Genomic DNA, 15663 nt, shown 5'->3' with positions numbered 1-15663 from the left:
GTCGAATTCAACTACGGCCGAACCGAAAACTTCGGAGCAGACGCGAGTCAGAGCAGCGGTCAGAGTGGTTTTACCGTGGTCAACGTGACCGATGGTGCCAACGTTGACGTGCGGTAGGGAACGATCAAATTTTTCTTTAGCCACGACAATTAACTCCTAGCCTAAAGGGGCTGAATCAGCCTTGTTTTTTGGTTACGGATTCGACGATGTGCGACGGAGCCGTATCGTATTTTTTGAATTCCATAGAGTAGCTTGCGCGACCCTGGGACATGGAACGAACGTCGGTCGCATAACCGAACATCTCACCCAGTGGAACCTCGGCACGGATAACCTTGCCGGACACTGTGTCTTCCATACCCTGGATCATGCCGCGACGACGGTTAAGGTCGCCCATCACATCACCCATATAGTCTTCAGGCGTAACAACCTCTACCGCCATGATCGGCTCGAGCAACTCACCACCACCCTTCTGGGCCAGTTGCTTGGTCGCCATGGAAGCAGCCACTTTAAACGCCATCTCGTTGGAGTCGACGTCGTGGTAAGAACCATCGAACACGGTAGCCTTCAGGCCGATCAGCGGATAGCCGGCAACAACGCCGTTCTTCATCTGCTCTTCGATACCCTTCTGGATAGCCGGGATGTATTCCTTAGGAACCACACCACCTACTACTTCGTTCAGGAATTGCAGACCTTCCTGACCTTCGTCAGCAGGAGCAAAACGGATCCAGCAGTGACCGAACTGGCCGCGACCGCCGGACTGGCGAACGAACTTGCCTTCGATTTCGCAGTTCTTCGTGATGCGCTCACGGTACGAAACTTGAGGCTTGCCGATGTTGGCTTCGACGTTGAACTCACGGCGCATCCGGTCAACCAGGATGTCCAGGTGCAACTCGCCCATGCCGGAGATGATCGTCTGACCAGTCTCTTCATCAGTCTTAACGCGGAAAGACGGGTCTTCCTGAGCCAGTTTGCCCAGTGCGATACCCATTTTTTCCTGGTCATCCTTGGTCTTAGGCTCTACGGCAACCGAAATAACCGGCTCCGGGAAGTCCATACGAACCAGGATGATTGGCTTGTCAGCGTTGCAGAGGGTTTCACCAGTGGTGACGTCCTTCATGCCGATCAGGGCCGCGATGTCGCCAGCGCGCACTTCCTTGATCTCTTCACGGGCGTTTGCGTGCATTTGCACCATACGACCCACGCGCTCTTTCTTGCCTTTAACCGAGTTGATTACGCCGTCGCCGGAGTTCAACACGCCCGAGTAAACGCGGACGAAGGTCAAGGTACCCACGAATGGGTCAGTAGCGATTTTGAACGCCAGTGCCGCGAACGGCTCGTCGTCACTTGCGTGACGCTCCATTTCCTCTTCCTCGTTATCAGGGTTGGAACCCTTGATCGCAGGAATGTCGGTTGGAGCAGGCAGGAAGTCGATAACGGCGTCGAGAACCAGGGGAACGCCCTTGTTCTTGAACGAAGAACCGCACACAGCCAGAACGATTTCGCCAGCGATAGTGCGCTGACGCAGAGCAGCCTTGATCTCTTCGATCGACAGCTCTTCGCCTTCCAGGTACTTGTTCATCAGCTCTTCACTGGCTTCGGCCGCAGCCTCAACCATGTTGCTGCGCCACTCAGTAGCCAGCTCGAGCATGTCCGCAGGGATTTCCTTGCGAACAGGAACCATACCCTTGTCAGAGTCGTTCCAGTAAACAGCCTGCATGTTGATCAGGTCGATCTGGCCCTGGAAGTTGTCTTCCGAACCGATAGCCAGCTGAATCGGCACTGGAGTGTGACCCAGACGCTGTTTGATCTGACCGATCACGCGCAGGAAGTTGGCACCAGCACGGTCCATCTTGTTTACGTAAACAAGACGTGGAACGCCGTATTTGTTGGCTTGACGCCATACGGTTTCCGACTGAGGCTCAACACCCGAAGTACCGCAGAATACAACGACAGCGCCGTCGAGTACGCGCAGGGAACGTTCAACTTCAATGGTGAAGTCTACGTGGCCCGGGGTATCGATGACGTTGAAGCGGTGTTCGTGAGGATACTGCTTCTCGGAACCTTTCCAGAAGGCGGTGATGGCAGCAGAAGTAATGGTAATACCACGCTCCTGCTCCTGCACCATCCAGTCTGTGGTCGCGGCGCCGTCATGCACCTCGCCCATTTTGTGACTTTTGCCAGTGTAAAAAAGGACGCGCTCGGTGGTGGTGGTTTTACCAGCATCCACGTGAGCGACGATACCGATGTTACGGTAGCGACTAATCGGAGTAGTACGAGCCATAAAGCCCTCGCAAAATTAGTGAAGCTAAAATTAGAAGCGGTAGTGCGAGAAAGCTTTGTTGGCTTCGGCCATACGGTGCACGTCTTCACGCTTCTTAACAGCAGCACCTTTACCTTCAGCAGCATCCAGCAGTTCGCCAGCCAAGCGCAGAGCCATAGACTTCTCGCCACGCTTACGGGCGAAGTCTACCAACCAGCGCATTGCCAGAGCGTTACGGCGGGAAGGACGAACCTCGACCGGAACCTGGTAAGTAGCACCACCAACGCGGCGCGACTTCACTTCGACCAGCGGAGCGATGGCGTCGAGTGCTTTTTCGAAGAGTTCCAGGGGATCGGTGCCGGCCTTACGAGCCTTCACGGTTTCCAGGGCACCATAAACGATACGCTCGGCAACGGCTTTCTTGCCGCTTTCCATAACGTGGTTCATGAATTTGGCGAGGATCTGGCTTCCGTATTTCGGATCGTCCAGAATCTCACGCTTTGCTGCTACGCGACGTCTTGGCATGATAAGCCCTCAAGCGGTCTTCAGGTTAGTTCGGGACAGATCCAGTGGATGCAAGCCCGACCTTACTCTTATCGACTCAATAAAATGAAAATCTGCAAAACGGCCGATTACTTCGGACGCTTGGTACCGTACTTCGAACGACCCTGGTTACGGCCTTTAACGCCGGAAGTATCCAAGGAGCCGCGAACGGTGTGGTAACGAACACCTGGCAAGTCTTTTACACGACCGCCGCGGATCAGTACCACGCTGTGCTCTTGCAGGTTGTGGCCTTCACCACCGATGTACGAGGAAACCTCGAAACCGTTGGTCAGACGCACACGGCATACTTTACGCAGTGCCGAGTTAGGTTTTTTCGGCGTAGTGGTGTACACACGGGTGCACACGCCACGACGTTGCGGGCAGTTCTGCAGCGCAGGTACGTCGGATTTCTCGACGATACGCTTACGCGGCTGACGTACCAGCTGGTTGATAGTTGCCATCTACTAGCTCCACTGTTGTCTTGCGACGCTATTGTCTTGCAAGAAAAGCAAAATGACAGGAACGGATTCCCGCCAAATTTAGGGGATCAAGAGTCTAAAGAGGATCTTGCCCCCAGTCAAGGCAAGGCCCCGACCTCCCCGCCCGTCGAACCTTGACAATTTGTCTCGATTCGACGAACGGAGCGATCAGGGCCTCAGCTTATTTACCGCAGAACTCAGTTACCGCTCGAGTTCAGCGCTTCGGTCAGTGCAGCTTCCACTTCACTGGCGCTTACGCGCAACGGCTTGTCTGCATCACGACGACGCTTGCGCTCGCTGTGATAAGCCAGACCGGTACCGGCCGGGATCAGACGACCCACGACCACGTTTTCTTTCAGGCCGCGCAGGTAGTCGCGCTTGCCGGTGACTGCCGCTTCGGTCAGTACGCGGGTGGTTTCCTGGAAGGAAGCCGCCGAGATGAACGATTCGGTCGACAACGACGCCTTGGTGATACCCAGCAGAACGCGGGTGAACTTGGAGACAAACTTGTCTTCCGCATTCAGACGCTCGTTCTCTACCAGTACGTGAGTCAGTTCCATCTGGTCGCCCTTGATGAAGCTGGAATCGCCGGACTCGGAGATCTCAACTTTACGCAGCATCTGACGCAAGATGGTCTCGATGTGCTTATCGTTGATCTTCACGCCTTGCAGACGGTAAACGTCCTGGATCTCGTTCACGATGTACTTGGCCAGCGCGCTCACACCCAGCAGACGCAGGATGTCGTGCGGATCGCTTGGACCGTCGGAGATAACTTCGCCGCGGTTAACCTGTTCGCCTTCGAACACGTTCAGGTGACGCCACTTCGGAATCAGCTCTTCGTACGGATCGCTACCGTCGTTCGGGGTAATAACCAGACGGCGCTTGCCTTTGGTCTCTTTACCGAACGCGATGGTGCCGCTGACTTCAGCCAGAATCGACGCTTCTTTCGGACGACGAGCTTCGAACAGGTCGGCAACACGCGGCAGACCACCGGTGATGTCGCGGGTTTTCGAAGTTTCTTGCGGGATACGAGCGATAACATCACCGATCGCGATCTTCGCACCGTCCGCAACACCGACCAGGGCGTTGGCTGGCAGGAAGTACTGAGCGATAACGTCAGTGCCTGGCAGCAACAGATCCTTGCCGTTGTCATCGACCATCTTCACTGCTGGACGGATTTCCTTGCCCGCAGCTGGACGATCTTTCGCGTCGAGTACTTCAATGTTGGTCATACCGGTCAATTCGTCAGTCTGACGCTTGATCGTGATGCCTTCTTCCATGCCCACGTAGGTCACGGTACCTTTCATTTCGGTAACGATCGGGTGAGTGTGCGGATCCCACTTGGCCACGATTGCGCCAGCGTCGACCTTGTCACCTTCTTTAACCGAAATCACAGCACCGTACGGCAGCTTGTAACGCTCGCGCTCACGACCGAAGTCGTCAGCGATGGCCAGCTCACCGGAACGGGACACAGCAACCAGGTGGCCATCCACTCGCTCAACGTGTTTCAGGTTGTGCAGACGGACGGTACCGCCATTCTTCACCTGAACGCTGTCGGCTGCGGAAGTACGGCTTGCCGCACCACCGATGTGGAACGTACGCATCGTCAGCTGGGTACCCGGCTCACCGATGGACTGGGCAGCAATAACGCCGACCGCTTCACCGATGTTCACCTGGTGACCACGAGCCAGATCACGGCCGTAGCACTTGGCGCAAATGCCATAGCGGGTTTCGCAGCTGATAGGCGAACGCACGATCACTTCGTCGATGCTGTTCAGCTCGATGAACTCGACCCACTTCTCGTCCACCAGAGTACCGGCAGGAACAATAACGTCCTCGGTGCCTGGCTTGAATACGTCACGGGCAATAACACGACCCAATACGCGCTCACCCAACGGCTCTACAACGTCACCGCCTTCAATATGCGGAGTCATCAGCAGACCGTGTTCGGTGCCGCAATCGATCTCGGTTACAACCAGATCCTGCGCCACGTCTACCAGACGACGAGTCAGGTAACCGGAGTTCGCAGTTTTCAACGCGGTATCCGCCAGACCTTTACGAGCACCGTGAGTCGAGATGAAGTACTGGAGTACGCTCAGACCTTCACGGAAGTTCGCAGTAATCGGCGTTTCAATGATGGAACCGTCCGGCTTGGCCATCAGACCACGCATACCGGCCAGCTGACGAATCTGTGCAGCGGAACCCCGCGCACCCGAGTCGGCCATCATGTACATCGAGTTGAAGGACTCTTGGTCGACTTCGTCGCCGTGACGGTCGATGACTTTCTCTTTCGAGAGGTTGGCCATCATCGCCTTGGAAACTTCGTCGTTCGCCTTCGACCAAAGGTCGATCACTTTGTTGTACTTCTCGCCCTGGGTTACCAGGCCGGAGGCGTACTGGCTCTCGATCTCTTTCACTTCGTCGGTGGCTGCACCGATTATGCGGGCTTTTTCATCCGGGATAACGAAGTCGTTAACACCGATGGAAACGCCGGAGATGGTCGAGTAAGCGAAACCGGTGTACATCAACTGGTCAGCGAAGATCACGGTCTCTTTCAGACCAACCACGCGGTAGCACTGGTTGATCAGCTTGGAGATCGCCTTTTTCTTCATCGGCAGGTTGACGACATCGTACGACAGACCTTTTGGCACAACCTGGAACAGCAGCGCACGGCCGACAGTGGTGTCGACGATACGAGTGTTGCTCACGCTGTTGCCGTCACGGTCATTGACGGTTTCATTGATACGAACCTTGACCTTGGCGTGCAGTGCGGCTTCGCCGGCACGGAACACACGGTCAACTTCCTGCAGATCCGCGAACACACGACCTTCGCCCTTGGCGTTGATCGCTTCACGAGTCATGTAGTACAGACCCAATACAACGTCCTGCGACGGAACGATGATTGGCTCACCGTTGGCTGGCGACAGAATGTTGTTGGTCGACATCATCAACGCACGCGCTTCGAGCTGGGCTTCCAGCGTCAGCGGTACGTGCACGGCCATTTGGTCGCCGTCGAAGTCGGCGTTGTACGCGGCGCAGACCAGAGGGTGCAGCTGGATAGCCTTACCTTCGATCAGTACCGGTTCAAACGCCTGGATACCCAGACGGTGAAGGGTCGGTGCACGGTTGAGAAGAACCGGGTGTTCGCGAATCACTTCAGCGAGAACGTCCCAAACCTCTGGCAGCTCGCGCTCGACCATCTTCTTGGCCGCTTTGATGGTGGTCGCGAGACCACGCATTTCCAGCTTGCCGAAAATGAACGGTTTGAACAGCTCGAGAGCCATCTTCTTCGGCAGACCGCACTGGTGCAGACGCAGGGTCGGGCCTACGGTAATTACCGAACGACCGGAGTAGTCAACACGCTTACCGAGCAGGTTCTGACGGAAACGACCTTGCTTACCCTTGATCATGTCAGCCAGGGATTTCAGAGGACGCTTGTTCGAACCGGTGATAGCGCGGCCACGACGACCGTTGTCGAGCAGTGCATCGACAGCTTCCTGCAACATACGCTTTTCGTTGCGCACGATGATGTCCGGAGCGGACAGATCAAGCAGGCGCTTCAAACGGTTGTTACGGTTGATCACTCGACGATACAGATCGTTGAGGTCGGAAGTCGCGAAACGACCGCCATCCAGCGGGACCAGTGGACGCAGATCTGGCGGCAGAACCGGCAGAACGGTCAGCACCATCCACTCTGGCAGGTTGCCGGAACCCTGGAAGGCTTCCATCAACTTCAGACGCTTGGACAGCTTCTTGATCTTGGTTTCCGAGTTGGTTTGCGGAATCTCTTCGCGCAGACGGCCAATCTCGTGCTCCAGGTCGATAGCGTGCAGCAGTTCACGGACAGCTTCAGCACCCATGCGGGCGTCGAAGTCATCACCGAACTCTTCCAGCGCTTCGAAGTACTGCTCGTCGTTCAGCAGCTGACCTTTTTCAAGGGTGGTCATGCCCGGATCGATAACGACGTAGCTCTCGAAGTAGAGAACGCGTTCGATATCACGCAGGGTCATGTCCATCAGCAGGCCGATACGGGACGGCAGCGATTTCAGGAACCAGATGTGGGCAACCGGTGAAGCCAGTTCGATGTGCGCCATGCGCTCACGACGAACCTTGGCCAGTGCGACTTCAACGCCGCACTTCTCGCAAATCACACCACGGTGCTTCAAGCGCTTGTACTTACCGCACAGGCACTCGTAATCCTTTACCGGGCCAAAGATCTTGGCGCAGAACAGACCGTCACGCTCAGGTTTGAACGTACGGTAGTTGATGGTTTCCGGCTTTTTAACTTCACCGAACGACCACGAGCGGATCATCTCAGGCGAGGCCAATCCGATACGGATGGCGTCGAACTCTTCGACTTGACCCTGGTTTTTCAGCAAATTCAGTAGGTCTTTCAAGGCCTTTCCTCCTGGCGGAGCAGAGAGCGGGCAGTCCTGCCCCGCTCTCGATCGCGTCACGTGTTATTCGGTTTCCAGATCGATATCGATGCCGAGGGAACGAATTTCCTTGATCAACACGTTGAAGGACTCGGGCATGCCCGGCTCCATACGGTGATCGCCATCCACGATGTTTTTGTACATCTTGGTACGGCCGTTCACATCGTCCGACTTCACTGTGAGCATTTCTTGCAGAGTGTAAGCAGCACCGTATGCTTCCAGTGCCCAGACCTCCATCTCCCCGAAACGCTGACCACCGAACTGCGCCTTACCACCCAGCGGCTGCTGGGTAACCAGGCTGTACGAACCGGTAGAACGCGCGTGCATCTTGTCGTCTACCAAGTGGTTCAGCTTCAGCATGTACATGTAGCCAACGGTAACTGGACGCTCGAACTTGTTGCCGGTACGGCCGTCAGTCAGCTGCATCTGGCCGCTTTCCGGCAGGTCTGCCAGTTTCAGCATGGCCTTGATTTCGCTTTCCTTGGCACCGTCGAACACTGGAGTGGCCATTGGAACACCGCCACGCAGGTTCTTCGCCAGATCCAGGATTTCCTGATCGGAGAAGCTGTCCAGATCTTCGTTACGACCGCCGATCTGGTTGTAGATCTCGTCCAGGAAGGTGCGCAGCTCAGCGACTTTACGCTGCTCTTCGACCATCCGGTTGATCTTCTCGCCCAGACCTTTGGCCGCGAGACCCAGGTGGGTTTCAAGGATCTGACCAACGTTCATACGCGAAGGTACGCCCAACGGGTTGAGGACCACGTCGACCGGAGTGCCATTGGCATCGTGCGGCATGTCTTCAACCGGCATGATCACGGAGACCACACCTTTGTTACCGTGACGACCGGCCATCTTGTCGCCCGGCTGGATGCGACGACGGATTGCCAGGTAAACCTTGACGATTTTCAGCACGCCTGGAGCCAGGTCATCGCCCTGCTGCAGTTTGCGCTTCTTGTCTTCGAACTTGTCGTCCAGCAGACGGCGACGATCAACGATGTAGGCCTGAGCCTTCTCGAGCTGCTCGTTCAGAGCATCTTCAGCCATGCGCAGTTTGAACCACTGACCATGCTCAAGACCGTCGAGTACTTCGTCGGTGATGTCCTGACCTTTCTTCAGGCCGGCGCCGCCTTCAGCCTTGTGGCCTACCAGAGCGGAGCGCAGACGTTCGAAGGTCGCGCCTTCAACGATACGGAACTCTTCGTTCAGATCCTTGCGGATCTCGTCCAGCTGGGACTTCTCGATCGACAGTGCACGAGCATCACGCTCAACGCCGTCGCGGGTGAAGACCTGTACGTCGATGACAGTACCTTTGGTACCGGTAGGTACACGCAGGGAGGTGTCTTTAACGTCGCTGGCTTTTTCACCGAAGATCGCGCGCAGCAGTTTTTCTTCCGGAGTCAGTTGGGTCTCGCCTTTCGGAGTGACCTTACCCACCAGAATGTCGCCTGCGCCTACTTCAGCACCGACATAAACGATACCGGCTTCGTCCAGCTTGTTCAGTGCAGCTTCACCCACGTTCGGGATGTCCGCAGTGATTTCCTCTGGGCCAAGCTTGGTGTCACGCGCCACACAGGTCAGTTCCTGAATGTGGATCGTGGTGAAACGGTCTTCCTGAACCACACGCTCGGACAGGCAGATGGAGTCTTCGAAGTTGAAGCCGTTCCATGCCATGAACGCGATGCGCATGTTCTGACCCAGTGCCAGTTCACCCATGTCGGTGGACGGGCCGTCGGCCATGATGTCGCTACGCTGAACGCGATCACCCTTGCTCACCAGCGGACGCTGGTTGATGCAGGTGTTCTGGTTCGAGCGGGTGTATTTGGTCAGGTTGTAGATGTCGACACCGGCCTCACCGGTTTCAACTTCGTCATCGGCAACACGAACCACGATACGGCTAGCATCAACGGAATCGATCACGCCACCACGACGAGCCACGACGCAAACGCCGGAGTCGCGAGCCACGTTACGCTCCATGCCGGTACCGACCAGCGGCTTGTCAGCGCGCAGGGTTGGTACAGCTTGACGCTGCATGTTCGAACCCATCAACGCACGGTTGGCGTCGTCGTGCTCGAGGAACGGAATCAGCGACGCTGCAACCGAAACTACCTGCTTCGGCGAAACGTCCATCAAGGTGACGTCTTCCGGCGCCTTGACGGTGAATTCGTTCAGGTGACGTACGGCTACCAGTTCGTCGATCAGGACTTTCTGCTCGTTCATGGTCGCCGAAGCCTGCGCGATCACGTGATCGGCTTCTTCAATAGCGGACAGGAACACGATCTCGTCGGTGACCACACCCTCTTTCACCACACGATACGGGCTTTCCAGGAAGCCGTACTGGTTGGTGCGAGCGTACGCAGCCAGGGAGTTGATCAGACCGATGTTCGGACCTTCCGGCGTTTCAATCGGGCAGACACGACCGTAGTGAGTCGGGTGTACGTCACGGACTTCGAAGCCCGCGCGCTCACGAGTCAGACCGCCAGGGCCGAGTGCAGAGACACGACGCTTGTGGGTAATCTCGGACAACGGGTTGTTCTGGTCCATGAACTGCGACAGCTGGCTGGAACCGAAAAACTCTTTCACCGCCGCAGCCACTGGCTTGGCGTTGATCAGGTCTTGCGGCATCAGGCCTTCGCTTTCGGCCATCGACAGACGCTCTTTGACCGCACGCTCAACACGCACCAGGCCAACGCGGAACTGGTTCTCGGCCATTTCGCCGACGCAGCGAACACGGCGGTTACCCAGGTGGTCGATGTCATCGACGATGCCTTTACCGTTACGGATGTCGACCAGAGTCTTCAGGACCGCGACGATGTCTTCCTTGCACAGCACGCCCGAACCTTCGATTTCGGTACGACCGATACGACGGTTGAACTTCATCCGGCCGACCGCAGACAGGTCATAGCGCTCAGGGCTGAAGAACAGGTTGTTGAACAGGGTTTCGGCAGCGTCTTTGGTTGGCGGCTCGCCTGGACGCATCATGCGATAGATCTCGACCAGCGCTTCCAATTGGTTGCTGGTGGAGTCGATCTTCAGCGTGTCGGAGATGAACGGACCGCAGTCGATGTCGTTGGTGTACAGAGTTTCAATGCGAACAACGCCCGCCTTGGCGATTTTCGCCAGGACTTCGGTCGACAGCTCGGTGTTGCACTCTGCCAGGATTTCGCCGGTAGCCGGATGCACGATGACCTTGGCGGTAGTGCGACCCAGAACGTAGTCCAGAGGCACGTCCAGCTCTTTGATCCCGGCTTTTTCCAGCTGGTTGATGTGGCGGGCAGTAATACGACGGCCCTGCTCGACAATCACCTTGCCTTTATCGTCCTGGATATCAAGGACAGCCACTTCACCGCGCAGGCGCTGAGGCACCAGTTCCAGGCTCAGGCCTTCGCCTTTAACGTGGAATACGTTGGTGGTGTAGAAAGCGTCCAGCACTTCTTCGGTGGTGTAGCCGAGCGCGCGCAGCAGTACCGAGGCCGGCAGCTTGCGACGACGGTCGATACGCACGAATACGCAGTCTTTCGGGTCGAACTCGAAATCCAGCCACGAACCGCGGTAAGGAATGATGCGCGCGGAGTACAGCAGTTTACCGGAGCTGTGCGTCTTGCCGCGGTCGTGGTCGAAGAACACGCCCGGGGAACGGTGCAGCTGGGAAACGATAACACGCTCGGTACCGTTGATTACGAAGGTACCGTTCTCAGTCATCAATGGGATTTCGCCCATGTAGACTTCTTGCTCTTTGATGTCCTTGATCGCTTTGTTCGACGATTCTTTGTCGAAAATGATCAGGCGCACTTTTACCCGCAAAGGTACGGCGAAAGTTACACCGCGCAATACGCATTCTTTGACATCAAATGCCGGTTCGCCCAAGCGATAACCGACGTACTCCAGCGCAGCATTGCCGGAGTAGCTGATGATCGGGAAAACGGATTTGAAGGCCGCATGCAGGCCCACGTCGCGGAACTGATCTTTAGTCGCTCCCGCTTGCAAGAATTCACGATACGAATCCAGCTGGATGGCCAGGAGGTACGGCACATCCATGACGTCCGGCAACTTGCTAAAGTCCTTGCGGATACGTTTTTTCTCAGTATATGAGTAAGCCATCAGCGTTCCCCAGCTTGGTCACCTGCTTGTTTGGCCCCTCCCGACGGGAGCAGCCAGAAAATCGTGCAAACCCCATGGTTTGCGCCACCGCATCGGGTGGTTACAGCGCCTTTATCAGCACCGACCCAGTCGGCTGCCAATAACGGAAAAAGGCCGGTGGCAAGAGCCACCAGCCATCAGCCTGTCGCTTGACGCTCGGGCTGGAGGAGCAAAGTCGATACTTATTTCAGCTCGACTTTAGCGCCTGCTTCTTCCAGCTTCTTCTTAGCGTCTTCAGCAGCTTCTTTCGAAACGCCTTCAGCTACAACCTGAGGAGCGCCATCTACTTTCTCTTTGGCTTCTTTCAGGCCCAGACCGGTCAGTTCACGAACTGCCTTGATCACGTTTACTTTCTTCTCGCCGGCTTCAACCAGGACAACGTTGAACTCGGTTTGCTCTTCAACAGCAGCAGCAGCTACAGCTGGGCCAGCCGAAGCGGCAGCAGCGGTAACGCCGAAGGTTTCTTCCATCGCTTTGATCAGCTCAACGATTTCCACTACGGATTTCTGGCCGATTGCTTCGATGATTTGTTCGTTAGTCAGAGACATGACTCAATTCCTGAATTGGGGGACGGCCTACGCGACCATCGAAATAAACAAAAAACGCGAGAAGTCGACGAGCCTTAGGCTGCGGCAGCTTCTTTCTGGTCGCGAATTGCCGCCAGAGTACGAGCCAATTTGCTGGTAGCGCCTTGAATCACGCTCATCAGCTGAGAAATTGCTTCGTCACGGGTCGGCAGAGTTGCCAGTACGTCGATCTGATTAGCTGCGAGGAACTTGCCCTCGAACGCAGCTGCCTTGATCTCGAACTTGTCCTGACCCTTGGCAAACTCTTTGAAGATACGGGCAGCAGCGCCCGGATGTTCGTTCGAGAATGCAATCAGGGTCGGGCCGGTGAACACGTCGTTGAGGACACTGTATTCAGTGTCAGCAACAGCGCGCTTGAGCAGGGTGTTACGTACAACACGTACGTAAACGCCAGCTTCACGAGCCTCTTTACGGAGTCCGGTCATTGCGCCTACTGTTACGCCACGGGCATCAACCACGACAGCGGACAGAGCGACTTTGGCAGCCTCGTTGACTTCAGCGACGATGGCCTTCTTGTCTTCGAGATTAATTGCCACGGGTTTAACTCCTGCTTGTTACCGTTTCACTCGGTCGAAACCGAATGTCGTTTTGGTGTCTGATTCGGTAAGGAACCGGGAGCACCATCTGCGTAGGCTTATGGTTTAAGACTTGCGTCGCCTACGGTCTTGGATAGCCCCCGCCAGGCAGGGACCCCAATCTTTCAATTGGCGCGATCAAACGCGCCAACCTTTGTCTTACGCGTCCAGCGAGCTCTGGTCGATAACCAGACCTGGGCCCATAGTGGTGCTCAGGGTAACGCGCTTGACGTAGATACCTTTCGAAGAAGCTGGCTTGATACGCTTCAGATCAGCGATCAGGGCTTCAACGTTTTCCTTCAGCTTGACGGCATCGAAGCCGATCTTGCCAACGGAAGTGTGGATGATGCCGTTTTTGTCGGTGCGATAACGAACCTGACCAGCCTTGGCGTTTTTAACCGCGGTAGCTACGTCTGGAGTTACGGTGCCGACTTTCGGGTTAGGCATCAGGCCACGTGGACCGAGGATCTGACCCAGTTGACCTACAACGCGCATGGCATCCGGGGATGCGATCACTACGTCATAGTTCAGGTCGCCGCCTTTCATTTCAGCAGCCAGGTCGTCCATACCTACACGGTCAGCGCCGGCAGCCAGAGCGGCCTCAGCAGCTGGACCCTGGGTGAAGACAGCAACGCGAACGGTCTTGCCAGTGCCGTGTGGCAGCACAGTAGCGCTACGAACAACCTGGTCGGATTTACGCGGGTCTACACCCAGGTTTACAGCAACGTCGAACGACTCGCTGAACTTGACAGTCGACAGCTCAGCCAGCAGAGCAGCAGCGTCTACAATGTTGTAGGCCTTGCCTGCTTCGATTTTGCCGGCGATAGCCTTTTGACGCTTGGTCAGCTTAGCCATTACACACCCTCCACGTTAAGGCCCATGCTACGAGCAGAACCGGCGATAGTACGCACGGCTGCATCCATATCAGCTGCAGTCAGATCCGCGTTTTTGGTTTTCGCGATTTCTTCCAGCTGAGCACGGGTAACAGTGCCAACCTTAACGGTGTTCGGACGAGCGGAACCGCTGGTCAGACCGGCCGCCTTCTTCAGCAGAACCGAAGCAGGGGTGGATTTGGTTTCGAAAGTGAAGCTACGGTCGCTGTAGACAGTGATGATCACTGGAGTCGGCAGACCTGCTTCAAGACCCTGAGTACGGGCGTTGAAAGCCTTGCAGAATTCCATGATGTTCACGCCGTGCTGACCCAGAGCAGGACCAACAGGTGGGCTTGGGTTAGCCTGAGCGGCCTTCACTTGCAGCTTGATGTAAGCGGTAATCTTCTTGGCCATGAGGCACTCCAATTACGGGTTCGAACGCCTCGAAAGGCTCCCCGGTTACTTGCGCGTTTATCCCAGTGACGACAAAACCCCACAGCCTAGGGCTGCGGGGTTGGGATGCTTGTTCAGTTAGACCTTTTCGACCTGACTGAACTCCAACTCTACCGGGGTAGAGCGACCGAAAATAAGCACTGCCACCTGGACACGGCTCTTTTCGTAGTTAACTTCTTCGACGGTGCCGTTAAAGTCAGCGAATGGACCATCGGTAACACGAACCACTTCACCCGGCTCAAACAGAGTCTTCGGCTTCGGCTTATCACTACCATCGGCCACGCGACGCAGAATGGCTTCCGCCTCTTTGTCGGTGATTGGAGCAGGCTTGTCGGCGGTACCGCCAATGAAGCCCATCACCCGAGGAGTATCCTTGACCAAGTGCCAAGTACCCTCGTTCATATCCATCTGTACCAGCACATAGCCTGGGAAGAACTTACGTTCGCTTTTGCGCTTCTGGCCATTACGCATTTCAACCACTTCTTCAGTGGGAACCAGAATTTCGCCGAAGCCATCTTCCATGCCAGCCAGCTTAACGCGCTCAATCAGCGAGCGCATGACATGCTTCTCGTAACCCGAGTAAGCATGCACAACGTACCAACGCTTAGCCACGGGACACCCTTAGCCGACAATCAAGGAAACAAGCCAGCCGAGCAGGGAATCAACACCCCACAACAGCAACGCCATAACGATAACCACAGCAACAACAATCAATGTTGTCTGCGTAGTTTCCTGGCGAGTTGGCCATACGACTTTACGAATCTCGGTGCGCGCTTCCTTAACCAGTACAAAGAACGACTTGCCCTTTGCAGTCTGCAGGCCTACAAAGGCAGCTACAGCAGCAATCACGAGCAATGCGAGTACACGGTACAGGATCGGCGAAGCAGCGTAATACTGATTGCCAACTACACCCACAACCACCAAAGCAGCAACCACAAGCCACTTTAGCAGATCGAAGCGAGAGCCTTGAGCTTCAGCCTTAGGAGTCATCTATGAAGATCCTGTGAAAAGAAAGCCAGACACACCGAGTGAATCTGGCAGGTCAGGAGGGAATCGAACCCCCAACCTACGGTTTTGGAGACCGTCGCTCTGCCAATTGAGCTACTGACCTAAAACAAAATCAGGCCGACCATTATGCCGGCCCGAAAAATACATTACAACCGCTTATTCGATGATTTTGGCTACGACGCCAGCGCCGACGGTACGACCGCCTTCACGGATAGCAAAACGCAGACCGTCTTCCATCGCGATGGTTTTGATCAGGGTAACAGTCATCTGAATGTTGTCACCTGGCATTACCATTTCAACGCCTTCTGGCAGT

12 protein-coding genes, 1 tRNA gene and 1 pseudogene are annotated in these 15663 nt (G+C 55.8%); all 14 read right to left on the bottom strand.

Translation table 11 applies throughout. From position 1 onward, the window contains the following. Positions 1 to 144 (bottom strand): GTP-binding protein (locus tag ACM6HV_RS10755; protein WP_232895364.1); only part of this gene is annotated, 144 nt, incomplete at its 3' end. A gap of 31 nt (positions 145 to 175) precedes the next feature. Then, positions 176 to 2281, bottom strand: coding sequence for an elongation factor G (gene fusA / locus ACM6HV_RS10750; protein ID WP_047296931.1), 2106 nt, complete (start codon positions 2279 to 2281; stop codon positions 176 to 178). A 30-nt stretch (positions 2282 to 2311) separates the two neighbouring features. Further along, the gene (gene rpsG / locus ACM6HV_RS10745) at positions 2312 to 2785 is read right to left on the bottom strand and encodes a 30S ribosomal protein S7 (protein WP_003228745.1); all 474 of its coding nucleotides are present in this window, start codon (positions 2783 to 2785) and stop codon (positions 2312 to 2314) included. A 107-nt stretch (positions 2786 to 2892) separates the two neighbouring features. Next, positions 2893 to 3264 (bottom strand): 30S ribosomal protein S12, encoded by a 372-nt coding sequence (gene rpsL / locus ACM6HV_RS10740; RefSeq protein ID WP_003186084.1) that lies wholly within the window; start codon positions 3262 to 3264, stop codon positions 2893 to 2895. A gap of 215 nt (positions 3265 to 3479) precedes the next feature. Then, a complete protein-coding gene (gene rpoC, locus ACM6HV_RS10735; protein ID WP_041074962.1) occupies positions 3480 to 7679 on the bottom strand; it encodes a DNA-directed RNA polymerase subunit beta' in 4200 nt (1399 codons plus the stop codon). A 63-nt stretch (positions 7680 to 7742) separates the two neighbouring features. After that, positions 7743 to 11816, bottom strand: coding sequence for a DNA-directed RNA polymerase subunit beta (gene rpoB / locus ACM6HV_RS10730; protein WP_027614262.1), 4074 nt, complete (start codon positions 11814 to 11816; stop codon positions 7743 to 7745). 221 nt (positions 11817 to 12037) lie between these two features. Next, positions 12038 to 12403: a 50S ribosomal protein L7/L12 gene (rplL, locus tag ACM6HV_RS10725; RefSeq protein WP_041074960.1), complete on the bottom strand. Its 366-nt coding sequence runs from the start codon at positions 12401 to 12403 to the stop codon at positions 12038 to 12040. A 74-nt stretch (positions 12404 to 12477) separates the two neighbouring features. Continuing rightward, positions 12478 to 12978 carry a 50S ribosomal protein L10 gene (rplJ, locus tag ACM6HV_RS10720; protein ID WP_003228752.1) on the bottom strand — a complete coding sequence of 167 codons (501 nt, stop codon included), beginning with the start codon at positions 12976 to 12978 and terminating at the stop codon, positions 12478 to 12480. A gap of 198 nt (positions 12979 to 13176) precedes the next feature. Further along, positions 13177 to 13872 carry a 50S ribosomal protein L1 gene (gene rplA / locus ACM6HV_RS10715; protein WP_003228754.1) on the bottom strand — a complete coding sequence of 232 codons (696 nt, stop codon included), beginning with the start codon at positions 13870 to 13872 and terminating at the stop codon, positions 13177 to 13179. Next, the gene (gene rplK / locus ACM6HV_RS10710) at positions 13872 to 14303 is read right to left on the bottom strand and encodes a 50S ribosomal protein L11 (protein ID WP_003228756.1); all 432 of its coding nucleotides are present in this window, start codon (positions 14301 to 14303) and stop codon (positions 13872 to 13874) included. Before rplK ends, rplA begins: the two co-directional genes overlap by 1 nt. A 117-nt stretch (positions 14304 to 14420) precedes the next feature. Continuing rightward, complete coding sequence (gene nusG, locus ACM6HV_RS10705; RefSeq protein WP_025113545.1) at positions 14421 to 14954, bottom strand: transcription termination/antitermination protein NusG; 534 nt, start codon at positions 14952 to 14954, stop codon at positions 14421 to 14423. A 9-nt stretch (positions 14955 to 14963) separates the two neighbouring features. Continuing rightward, positions 14964 to 15332: a preprotein translocase subunit SecE gene (gene secE / locus ACM6HV_RS10700; RefSeq protein ID WP_041074957.1), complete on the bottom strand. Its 369-nt coding sequence runs from the start codon at positions 15330 to 15332 to the stop codon at positions 14964 to 14966. A 45-nt stretch (positions 15333 to 15377) separates the two neighbouring features. After that, positions 15378 to 15453: transfer RNA gene (locus tag ACM6HV_RS10695), tRNA-Trp, on the bottom strand. A gap of 53 nt (positions 15454 to 15506) precedes the next feature. After that, positions 15507 to 15663: pseudogene (locus ACM6HV_RS10690) on the bottom strand (elongation factor Tu); the annotation flags it as partial.

Origin of the sequence: Pseudomonas sp. IT-P260, from assembly GCF_949768395.1 — a bacterium.
Taxonomy (GTDB): Bacteria; Pseudomonadota; Gammaproteobacteria; order Pseudomonadales; family Pseudomonadaceae; genus Aquipseudomonas; species Aquipseudomonas parakoreensis.
This window is presented reverse-complemented; position numbering and strand designations above follow the sequence as displayed.